Annotated in this window: 11 protein-coding genes and 1 pseudogene; 1 reads left to right on the forward strand and 11 read right to left on the reverse strand. The window is 36.3% G+C overall.

The features are described from left to right. Positions 1 to 183: 183 nt before the first annotated feature. The 9 genes and pseudogenes from Q0A18_RS12150 to Q0A18_RS12190 all read right to left on the reverse strand — a co-directional run bounded on the left by Q0A18_RS12150 (position 184) and on the right by Q0A18_RS12190 (position 8,814). Positions 184 to 846, reverse strand: coding sequence for a copper homeostasis protein CutC (locus Q0A18_RS12150; RefSeq protein WP_292010416.1), 663 nt, complete (start codon positions 844 to 846; stop codon positions 184 to 186). A 26-nt stretch (positions 847 to 872) separates the two neighbouring features. Further along, positions 873 to 1,412 carry a hypothetical protein gene (locus Q0A18_RS12155; RefSeq protein WP_292010417.1) on the reverse strand — a complete coding sequence of 180 codons (540 nt, stop codon included), beginning with the start codon at positions 1,410 to 1,412 and terminating at the stop codon, positions 873 to 875. 9 nt (positions 1,413 to 1,421) lie between these two features. Beyond that, positions 1,422 to 2,416: pseudogene (locus Q0A18_RS12160) on the reverse strand (N(4)-(beta-N-acetylglucosaminyl)-L-asparaginase). 88 nt (positions 2,417 to 2,504) lie between these two features. Further along, complete coding sequence (locus Q0A18_RS12165; protein ID WP_292010418.1) at positions 2,505 to 2,978, reverse strand: DUF6691 family protein; 474 nt, start codon at positions 2,976 to 2,978, stop codon at positions 2,505 to 2,507. Between the two features lie 9 nt (positions 2,979 to 2,987). Next, a complete protein-coding gene (locus Q0A18_RS12170; protein ID WP_292010419.1) occupies positions 2,988 to 3,551 on the reverse strand; it encodes a YeeE/YedE thiosulfate transporter family protein in 564 nt (187 codons plus the stop codon). 10 nt (positions 3,552 to 3,561) lie between these two features. Further along, positions 3,562 to 4,971 (reverse strand): MBL fold metallo-hydrolase, encoded by a 1,410-nt coding sequence (locus tag Q0A18_RS12175; RefSeq protein WP_292010420.1) that lies wholly within the window; start codon positions 4,969 to 4,971, stop codon positions 3,562 to 3,564. 81 nt (positions 4,972 to 5,052) lie between these two features. Then, positions 5,053 to 5,847 (reverse strand): sulfite exporter TauE/SafE family protein, encoded by a 795-nt coding sequence (locus Q0A18_RS12180; RefSeq protein ID WP_292010421.1) that lies wholly within the window; start codon positions 5,845 to 5,847, stop codon positions 5,053 to 5,055. 59 nt (positions 5,848 to 5,906) lie between these two features. Continuing rightward, on the reverse strand, positions 5,907 to 6,545 hold the full coding sequence (locus Q0A18_RS12185; RefSeq protein ID WP_292010422.1) for a Crp/Fnr family transcriptional regulator: 639 nt from the start codon (positions 6,543 to 6,545) through the stop codon (positions 5,907 to 5,909). A 13-nt stretch (positions 6,546 to 6,558) separates the two neighbouring features. Further along, positions 6,559 to 8,814: a family 20 glycosylhydrolase gene (locus Q0A18_RS12190; protein ID WP_292010423.1), complete on the reverse strand. Its 2,256-nt coding sequence runs from the start codon at positions 8,812 to 8,814 to the stop codon at positions 6,559 to 6,561. Positions 8,815 to 8,921: 107 nt separating this feature from the next. On the opposite strand from Q0A18_RS12190, the gene Q0A18_RS12195 reads away from it, so the two are divergent. After that, positions 8,922 to 9,710: a DUF4197 domain-containing protein gene (locus Q0A18_RS12195; protein ID WP_292010424.1), complete on the forward strand. Its 789-nt coding sequence runs from the start codon at positions 8,922 to 8,924 to the stop codon at positions 9,708 to 9,710. A gap of 59 nt (positions 9,711 to 9,769) precedes the next feature. On the opposite strand, the gene Q0A18_RS12200 is transcribed toward Q0A18_RS12195, so the two are convergent. Both Q0A18_RS12200 and Q0A18_RS12205 read right to left on the reverse strand, forming a co-directional pair. Further along, the gene (locus Q0A18_RS12200) at positions 9,770 to 10,423 is read right to left on the reverse strand and encodes a CoA transferase subunit B (RefSeq protein ID WP_292010425.1); all 654 of its coding nucleotides are present in this window, start codon (positions 10,421 to 10,423) and stop codon (positions 9,770 to 9,772) included. A gap of 101 nt (positions 10,424 to 10,524) precedes the next feature. Then, positions 10,525 to 11,229, reverse strand: a complete 705-nt coding sequence (locus Q0A18_RS12205) for a CoA transferase subunit A (protein ID WP_292010426.1) — start codon at positions 11,227 to 11,229, stop codon at positions 10,525 to 10,527. Positions 11,230 to 11,311 lie beyond the last annotated feature (82 nt).

Raw genomic sequence — 11,311 nt, forward strand, 5'->3', positions numbered from 1 at the left:
AAGGAGCAAAGAATTGGACTTCGTCCCTGATTAAGCAAGCTTCATGGAATCAATTTTCAATTGATTTTTTCTTTACCCCTTAAATTATCGGATGTCAAAATAAAACTTTGCGTTAAAAAATAATAGTACATAATAATTAGGGATTCTCACTATCTCAGAATGACAATCCTAATGTTTATTTTTTTATTTATTCTTTAAAGCAATTACCTCATCAGGATTTGCAAAAGACCCTCCATCCGTGATCGCTGAAGAATGGAAATAACCAGCGTGGGTATATTCTCTTATCTCCTGAATATTGGTTGAGCGAAGCCCTCCACCAATCAAAATTTCAATTCTATCATTGGCAAGTTGTACAAGCCTTTTCAGATTTTCTTTACCTTCAGACACATTGGGTTTTTGTCCTGAAGTAAGAATTGTCGTAAAGCCACAATCAATTACTTTCTGTAAAGAATTTTCTAAGCCTTTTGCACGATCAAAAGCCCGATGGAAAGTACAGGGTAAAGGTTTTGCCAATTCCACCAATTCCCTATTCTGCTCTTCATCGATCTCATTATTTTCATCTAAAATTCCAAAAACAAATCCATCGACCTGCAATGATTTCAGATTGACCAGATCTTCCTTCATTTGCTGAAATTCAGCATCAGAATAGGTAAAGCCCCCACCTCTCGGCCGGATCATTGCAAAAATAGGAATATCTGTTTCTGATCTTAGTTTCTTTATTACTTCAAAATCGGGAGTTGTTCCTCCCTCACTTAATCCATCACAAAACTCTATCCTGTCTGCGCCATTTTGAAAAGCAATGATTGCAGATTCTAGATTAAAACAGGCTATTTCTATTTTTGACATTTTCTTCTCTATATTTTTAATTATAATTAATCCTGCAAAACATCAGCAATAAAAAACTGATTTTTCACTTTTACAACTTTTACCTGAATAGGATATTCAGCTTCATATTCTCTATCAGTTAATTTGACATCAAACAAAAAATTATTTTTCCCCTTAGAAATCAGACGGCATTTTGATATTTCAATTTTATTCCAATCCTGACCGGATATTAAAAACCCGACTCCTATTCCTGCTTTTTTTGTATTGAATTGATTCTTCCATTTTTCATGAAATTCTTTTTCTGTAAGACTTCCATCAACATCCATATCTACATTGGTAGCATCCGTTTTATATTCATAATACTCTTTGGTTGTAATTTCCTCCATCGTATGATTTAACCCACCCAGATTTCCGTTGAAATAGTTTTTTATACTTTTTTCAAGCCATATCCTAGCTGCCTGAGATTCATTTTGATCCACCAATGTTTTATGTATAGGATCTTTGGGCTCTGTTTCGAGGACAATTTTTTCGGTTTTTCCACACGAGATTATTATCAATAAAGCACTTACCAATATTTTATTCATCATTTAGATTAGTTATTTTAAGGCAAATTCAGGTTTTTCCAATCGGTTCCCTTTTTGGTCATATACCGCAAAATTAAATCCATCCTGAATACAATAGGAACCATATTCTCCTTTTTTATTCAAAGCGATGAACCCTACCTGAATATCTTTTAAATTTTTATTTCTTCTCTGGGTAATTTTCACAATTCTTTCTACAGCCTCTTTACATGCTTCCTGCGGGTTTCTTCCCTGCCTCATCAGCTCCACTACCAAATGAGTGCCTACTGTTCTTATCACTTCTTCGCCATGTCCGGTAGCTGTAGCCGCACCTATTTCATTATCTACAAATAATCCTGCACCTATGATCGGAGAATCTCCTACTCTTCCATGCATTTTAAACGCCATTCCACTGGTGGTACATGCACCGGAAAGGTTTCCGTGAGCATCAAGAGCTATCATCCCGATGGTATCGTGATTTTCTATATTAACAATAGGCTTATACTGACTTGTTTTCAACCAGTCTTTCCACTCTTTTTCCGATTCTGCCGTTAAAAGATTTTCCTTTTTAAATCCTTCTGATAATGCAAACTGAAGAGCTCCCTCTCCTACAAGCATTACATGCGGTGTTTTTTCCATCACAGCCCTTGCAACGGAAATCGGATTTTTAATATATTCAAGTGCAGCCACGGATCCTATATTATAATTTCCATCCATAATACAGGCATCTAAAGTCACTCTTCCATCTCTGTCCGGACGTCCTCCATATCCGACACTTCTTTCGGAAGGATCAAGCTCCACTAAGCGAACTCCTTTTTCTACAGCATCTAATGCTTTTCCGTTTTTACCGAGAATAGCCCAGGCTTCTTCATTGGCTTTTAACCGAAATTCCAGGTTGACAAAACAATGGGTTTATTAATAGTTTTACCTTCCTGAGAAAATTCTTTCGCAATAAGATCAAGGGGATTAATGGTAAGCGCCAGAGAAGCTATGGCAGAACTTTTTAGGAATTTTCTTCTGGTATGCATTATTAAATTTTATAGTTTCTCCAAATTAACAAATTTATCAGCAGAAAAAAAATAGCTGCAGAAGTTATCTGCAGCTATTTTTATTTTATAATTAATGGGGCAATTTATCCCTGAAATAACCATATACCCAGGTTCCGGCAATGGCACTCAGCAGCGTTATACTGATCACCCATACTCCAGTTCCGATCTGGGCAAATAAAGGCCCGGGGCAAGCGCCGGTAATCGCCCATCCAAAACCAAAAATCAGACCTCCATAAATTTGTCCTTTATTAAATTTCTTAGGGGGGAATGTAATGGGATCACCACTTATCGTTTTAATTTTGAATTTCTTTATGATAAGCACGGAAAGCATTCCTACCACTACGGCACTTCCTATAACACCATACATATGAAATGATTGTAACCGGAACATTTCCTGAATTCTAAACCAGCTGATCACTTCAGCCTTTACGAAAATAATCCCGAATAATACCCCTACAATCAGATATTTCAAATTTCCATACCAAGCCTCACGATTAATCATCGTCTGTTCGTTTATATTTTCAGATTTTTTATCTGTCATCATATTCATATTTTATAAAGAAAGAATAATTGGTAAAATAAAATTAGCAACAATAAAACCTCCGGTCATAAAGCAGATGGTAGCCACCAACGACGGCCACTGTAAGTTAGCTAACCCCATAATGGAATGCCCGCTGGTACATCCTCCGGCATACCTTGTTCCAAAACCAACTAAAAATCCTCCTACAACCATCAGCACAAATCCTTTAAACGTAAAAAGGCTTTCCCAATTCATTAGCTGTACAGGAACCAGATTAGTGTAATCCGTAATTCCGTAACCTGCCAGCTCTTCTTTTAACTGAGGATTTACTACAATCTCATCAGGGTTTACTAAGAAATGAGCTGTAATCATTCCTCCCAGGAAAATTCCAAACACAAAAAATAAGTTCCAGGCATCTTTCTTCCAATCATATTTAAAAAAACTGATATTGGCGGGCATACATGCCGCACAAATCTGTCTTAATGAAGAACTGATTCCAAAAGATTTGTTTCCCAGAATAAGCAACACAGGAACTGTTAACCCTATCAATGGTCCTGCTACATACCATGGCCATGGTTCTTTAATACTTTCTAACATTTTACTTTTACTATATTTTACTTTGACACAAAAAATCACTTTTAGAAACAGCTGTTTTTGCAATAGCCTGAAAACCTCCTTCTATTTCCGAAAATTTTCTGTATCCTCTTGCCTGAAGAATGCTGGCTGCAGCCATACTTCTGTATCCTCCCGCACAATGAAGATAAAAGTGCTTTGAAGGATCCAAATTACCAATCCATTCATTGATATAAGCTAAAGGTTTATTATCAGCCTGATTCACATGCTCAGCATCATATTCACTTTCTTTTCTCACATCTATTATTACTATATCTTTTTTATATTCTATTTCTTTTTCAAACTGCTCAGCGGAAATACGATGAACAGTATCAGATTCTCTCTCTTCATTTTCCCATGCTTGAAAACCTCCTTTAAGATATCCAAGAACGTGGTCAAATCCTACTCTCCCGAGCCTTGTTACAGCTTCTTCTTCAGCTCCTTCATCTGTTATGAGTAAGACAGGTTGATTAACATCCACGATCAGAGCTCCTACCCATGGGGCAAAATCACCATCCAATCCTATATTAACAGATTGTGGAATAAAACCTTTTGCAAATTCGGAATTATTTCTCACATCTAAGAGTATGGCTCCGGAAGCTTCCGCCAATTCTTCAAATTCATCCGGAGAAAGGGCATGCAAGCCTTTAGATAACACCTCATCAAAGTTATCATATCCTCCTTTATTCATCGCTACATTCATTCCAAAATAAGCGGGAGGTGGCAACAGGCCGTCAGTAACCGCTATGATAAAGCTTTCTTTATCTTTCTGATTGAGGGCATAATTCGTCTTTTTCTGGTTTCCTAAGGTATCAGTAGTTTCTTTCTGCATATTTTTCCCACAGGCCGAACCTGCTCCATGAGCCGGATACACTATTATTTCATCATTAAGCGGAAGTATTTTTTTATATAAACTCTCATACAAAAGCCCCGCAAGATCTTCTTTGGTCATATTGGCTGCCTTCTGTGCCAAATCAGGGCGCCCTACGTCTCCCAGAAATAAGGTATCACCACTAAAAAGTGCTTTTTCTTCTCCGTTTTCATCTATTAAAAGATAAGATGAACTTTCCAAGGTATGTCCGGGAGTGTGAAGAACTTTTATCTGTATATCTCCAATCTTAAATACCTGATTATCTTCTGCAATAATTGCTGAAAACCCCGGTTTTGCTGTAGGTCCCAGTACAATGGGAGCCTTTGTTTTGGCACTTAAATCAATATGCCCGCTTACAAAGTCAGCATGAAAATGTGTTTCAAAAATGTATTTTAATACCACTCCATCTTTTTCCAGCCTTTCAATATAAGAACCTGTTTCACGGAGAGGATCTATGATTGCAGCTTCCCCTTTTGAGGTAATATAATAGGCGCCCTGTGCCAAGCAACCTGTATAAATCTGTTCTATTTTCATTTTTATTTATTTGGATTGATTATTATTCAAAAATTCTGTTTTTAAAATAAATGTACCACCACTTTTGTTATATAAAGCCGGTCAGAAAAAAATTTCTTTAATAATGATATAAATACCCATCACCAGAATAAACCAGCCCAATGCAGGCTTCAATTTTTTCCCATCTATTTTTTTAGATAATTGGGTTCCGATCATTATTCCGATTATCGCAATTATAGAAACAGATGCCAGCAGGTTCCATTCTATATGCATTTTACCTGCTGATAAAAAGAATCCGAGCAGAGAATTCAATGAAATAATCACCAAAGAAGTCCCTATTGCTACTTTCATAGGAGTCTTGAGACGGTTTACCAAAACAGGGATAATCATGAACCCACCTCCCGCTCCTACTAAACCGGTTAACATTCCTACTAATGAACCTTCTCCTGCCATCAAAAAAGCTTTATTCTTTTCTAATATTATTTCCTTCGTTTTAGGAGTATTTCCCTTTTGAATCATTTTATAGGAAGCAATGATCATCAGTAAAGCAAAAATCAGCAACAGAAAAATATTTTTTGTAACGGTAAATTCTCCCAGGCTAAAAAGCTCTTGCGGGATTAATGGCAAAAGGTAATTTCTGGTGAGAAAAATGGAAATGACGGAAGGAACTCCAAATAACAATACTATTCCGGGATTTACCAGTTTATTTTTTAAATAGGATAAGGAACCTGCCACACTGCTTACTCCTACGATAAACAACGAATATTCGGTTGCAAGAAAAGCATCAATCCCAAAAAGATAAACCAAAACAGGAACAGTCAGTATACTGCCGCCACTGCCGATTAATCCTAAAGAAATTCCAATTAAAACAGATGCTATATATCCTATGATTTCCATTTCTTAACTTTTACATAAACAAAAATGGAAAAATCTGAAAGATCCTACAGCTACTTTTGTTACATAACCTGATTTTGAAGTATAATTTTATTTCTTCCAAGCTGTACTTTACCCTCTTCTTCCAATTGTTTTAATAGTCTGGAAACCACCACTCTCACTGTCCCCAGTTCGTTAGCAAGTTGTTCATGGGTAATAATAATAGTTGAAGATTGTGTAAGTTCAGATTTTTTATAAAGAAGCTTCAGCAACCTTTCATCTACTTTTTTAAAAGCAATGGCATTGATAATATCCAGAAGTTCTTCAAATCTTTTGTGATAAAGCCTGAAAATATAATCCAGCCATTCCGGATATTCTTTTATAAATAATGAAACTTTGTCCACCGGAAGAAAAAGGATCTCAGCATCTTCTTCCACTTCGGCTTTCACTATGCTTTTTTCATTATGCATTCCTCCTAGAAAAGACATGATACAGCTTTCCCCGGCTTTTATATAATATAATAAAATTTCACGTCCGTCCTCTTCCGTCCTGATTACTTTTATCATCCCCTTCATTACAATAGGAATAGATCTGATGGAGGCATTTTCATCTAAAATAACATCTCCTTCTTTGTATGTTTTAGGAATGCCATATTGATGAAGTTTTTCAACCAATTCGGGAGAAGCTTCAAATTCAGAGGATAGAGGTTTGTTATTATCCATTTCTTTATTTTTATTAATTCACTCCGATTTCATCTACAAAAAGCCATGCCTTGGAATCTGCACCGGGATTTCCTGCCGGAATAATTCCTGCATTTTCTATTTTTACTTTAATGTACCGCACGTTCTGATTTCCAAGATTAAGTTTAATATTTCCTTTGGCATTCCGGATTTCATCTTTATCCGTTTCTTTAATCATTTTAAAGTTTTTATTATCATCTGAAACCAGAATCTGAGCTGATTTAGCTAAATGAATCCAGCTTCCTATGTTCTCCAATGTATTAAAATAAATCTCTGAAAAAGAAGTTTTAGTTCCAAAATCAATGGTAGCCATCACATCTTTCCCCTGAAATCCTAACCATGTTTTACCCAACTGTCTTGTATTTCCAATAATTCCATCTACTAAAGTAAAAGCTCCTCCAAATGAATAGTTTTCACTGGGTTGCTCTTCTAAAGTAATAGTTTTTCCGGTAGTTTTAGAAATAGTAAACTGTTGACTGGAGACAGCACTTTTCATTTGTCCGACTTCAAAATAAGCTGACTTAAGTGTTAACGATTTTAGGACAGGAATAGGATTCTGATAAGTCAAAGAGTTTAAATCAGGTTCCGAGCCGTCCAATGTATACCGGATTCCCTTAGGATCCTGTGAAGTAGAAAGTTCATAAGCAACCCCTCCGTTTCTCTGAATTACCTTTCCTGAAATATTATAAATACTTTTCGCATAATTAATCTTCATTGCATCCAATACGGAAAACTGATGGATAACCCTTTTTTCAAAGTTTTTATAATCCTTAGAATCTGAAGTCCCCCAGCCTACTTCCGAAAGAGCCATTAATCTTGGGAAAATCATATACTGTACATGGTTGAAATCCAGAATATATTCCGTCCACAAATTGGCTTGTACCCCTAAAATATATTTTGCTTCTTCTGCATTAAGCTCTGAAGGAATCGGATTATAGGAATATACTTTATCTAAAGGGGTATATCCTCCGAAAGCATTAGGTTCAGTCTGCGGATCTCCTTGATAATGATCAAAATAGCAATAAGCTCCTGGAGTCATTACGGCAAAATGTTTTGATTTTGCGGCTTCAATTCCACCGTTTACTCCTGTCCAGCTCATTACGGCTGCATTAGGGGCCAATCCTCCTTCCAATATTTCATCCCAACCGATAATTTTCCTTCCTTTGGAATTGATATATTTTTCTATCCTCTGAATGAAATAGCTTTGCAAACCATGCTCATCTTTCAAATTATATTTTTTGATAAGCTCCTGACAATGGGCACATTCTTTCCATCTTGTTTTAGGACACTCATCCCCTCCGATATGAATATACTGTGACGGAAAAAGCTGTATCACTTCATCCAGCACATTTTCAAGAAAAGCAAATGTTTCTTCTTTCGGGCAGAATACGTCGTCAAAAACGCCCCATTTTGTAGCAGTTTCAAAAGGTCCGCTGGTGCACGCCAACTCGGGATAGGCTGATAAGGCTGCTAAGGCATGTCCCGGCATTTCTATTTCCGGAACTACAGTGATATGTCTTTCCTGAGCATATTTCACTACATCTTTGATTTGCTCCTGGGTATAAAAAAATGGTCCATAAGGTGTTCCGTCAAATGTATTATCCACATAAGCTCCAATCATGGATTCCTTTCTTTTAGAACCTATTTGTGTAAGTTTAGGGTATTTCTTTATTTCAATTCTCCATCCCTGATCATCTGTTAAATGCCAATGAAAAGTATTCAGCTTATACATCGCCAGAAAATCGATATATTGTTTTACTTCATTTACTGTAAAGAAATGGCGGCATACATCGAGATGCATTCCTCTCCATGAAAATTTTGGCTGATCTTCAATCGTTAAAGCAGGGATCTTTCCTACATTTTTATAATCTTCAAATAACTGGATTAAGGTCTGAAGTGCCCTAAAGTATCCCTGTTTTGTATAAGATTTAATATGAATGTTTTTAGGAGAAATTTCCAGAGAATAATACTCTTTATTCCCGGTATTCCCCAACTCAGGCAATACGGAATAATTCAGCTGGACTGTTTTATTATTCTTTCCATATTCAAAGTTCACCCATGAATAAAGACGGCCCTCAAAATAAGAAGTTTCTTCTTTTGGAAGACCTCTGCCCAAAACAAAAGTTTTTGGAATGATAAATTCCCCTTCATTCATTTTTACATGCTGAGGATAAGGTATTAGTTGGAGTTGTTTCTGAGAGAAAAACAGACTTGAAAACAAAATAAATGAGAGGACTAAAAATCGCGGCATTTTATTTGATTAAGATTTAAGCGAATATAATTATTTTTTAAAAATTGTATTCTATAATTTAACTTAACCGATAGGATTCTATCTAAGTTTTTGTAAAAAATATAATAATGAAAAAAACTTTCTTCTTAGCCTCTATATTGTTATTTTCAATTTCTACTCAGGCTCAGCTTTTAGATGCTATTAAGTCAACTGTTAAAGATAAAACAGGAGTTGACCTTCCAAATTCTTCTAAAACAACCTCTTCTTCTACTACTTCTACAAAAAAGTCCACTACCAGTCTGAATGGTCTTAGTTCAGATCAGATTGCATCAGGATTAAAAGAAGCTTTAAACCTTGGAGTAACGGAAGGAATAGAGAAATTAAGTGCAACCGATGGTTTTTACAAAAATGCTGCAGTAAAAATTCTTATGCCTAAAGAGCTGAGAACTATCGATACAAAACTTCGCGCATTAGGTTTGGGAAGTCTGGCTGATCAGGGTGTAAAATCTTTGAACAGAGCTGCTGAAGATGCTGTGAGTGAAGCCGCTCCTATTTTCGCAAATGCTATTACTTCCATGAGTATCACAGATGCATCCAATCTCCTATTAAGCTCTGATAATGCAGCGACCAGCTATCTTCAGACAAAAACTCAAACTCAGTTATTTTCAGCTTTTGAACCTAAAGTACAGGCTTCCCTTGGGAAAGTAGGTGCTGATGTGGTATGGAATAACCTTATAACAAAATACAATAAATTAACAGGACAGTCTGTAACTACAGATATCGAGGAATATGTAACTACTGAGACAATTAATGGTGTATTTAAAATGGTTGCAGAGAAAGAAGGTGATCTGAGAAACAATCCGGTTACAAGAACTACCGGTACACTTCAAAAGGTATTCGGAGTGTTGGATAAATAAACAATTTAGAAAACTATATAAAAAGGCCGTTTCAGAATTCTGAAACGGCCTTTGCTTTTTTAAAACTGCATTTCCGGAACATCCCCGTCAATGATAAGATTGGCTTCAGTAGCTTTTACAATATCTTCTACTGAAACTCCCGGTGCTCTTTCCACCAATTTAAAACCTGCCGGTGTTACATCCAGAACCGCTAATTCTGTAACGACCCTTTTGACGCAGTTAACTCCTGTTAAAGGTAAAGTACATTTTTTAAGAATCTTACTTTCTCCTGCTTTGTTTACGTGCATCATCGCAACGATAATATTTTCAGCAGAAGCTACCAGATCCATAGCTCCTCCCATTCCTTTCACCATTTTACCAGGAATTTTCCAGTTGGCAATATCACCGTTTTCAGAAACTTCCATAGCCCCTAAAATAGTCAGGTCTACTTTCTGTCCACGGATCATTCCAAAACTGAATGCGGAGTCAAAAAATGATCCACCCGGTAAAATTGTGATCGTTTGTTTTCCTGCATTGATAATATCAGCATCTTCTTCTCCTTCATAAGGGAAAGGCCCCATTCCTAAAACTCCGTTTTCACTCTGAAATTCTACGGAAATATTCTCGGGAACATAATTGGCTACCAGAGTAGGAATTCCTATTCCGAGATTAACATAGTAACCGTCTTTAACTTCTTTGGAAATGCGTTTTGCTATATCTTCTTTTGATAACATAATTTTAATTTGAAAGTTGGTTAATAAGTCAATTTAAAATTGACTATCTGTTCTTACTTGTGGAAATAATCTTTGACCGAATCAAAATTATTCATCTCAAATTACTGAACTCTTTTTCTCACAGTTCTCTGTTCAATTCTCTTTTCAAATTTCTCACCCTGAAAAATTCTCTGAACCATAATTCCCGGAATATGAATCTCATTCGGATCTAATTCTCCGGGTTCAACCAACTCCTCCACTTCAGCAATAGTAATCTGTCCTGCACCTGCCATAGGGTAATTAAAATTTCTCGCTGAACCTTTAAATACAAGATTACCTGCATGATCTCCTTTCCATGCTTTTACAATAGAAAAATCTGCTTTGAAAGCATGTTCCAGAATATGAGGTTTTCCATTAAAGTCTTTTACTTCTTTACCTTCCGCTATCTCGGTACCATATCCGGCCGGAGTATAGAAAGCAGGGATCCCTGCTTGAGCAGCTCTGCATTTTTCAGCAAGAGTTCCCTGTGGAGTAAGCTCCACATCCAATTCTCCGGAAAGCATCTGTCTTTCGAATTCTGCATTTTCTCCTACATAAGAAGAAATCATTTTTTTGATCTGGCGTTTGTGAAGCAGCAATCCTAATCCGAAGTCATCTACACCGGCATTATTTGAAATACAGGTTAATTCCTTCACATTACTTTCCACTAAAGCATTAATAGAATTTTCAGGAATACCGCAAAGGCCGAAACCTCCTAACATAAGGGTCATTCCATCCTGTATTCCTTCTATAGCTTCTTTAGCATTTTTTACTCTTTTATCTATCATGAAATATTAGATTTTTATGTTGGCTAAATTTAATCATTTTTTGTTTTCCTACGAATTTCTATTACTAGCATATAAAAACGGG

The sequence above is a fragment of the Chryseobacterium sp. genome (genome assembly GCF_022712095.1).
Lineage (GTDB): Bacteria > Bacteroidota > Bacteroidia > Flavobacteriales > Weeksellaceae > Chryseobacterium.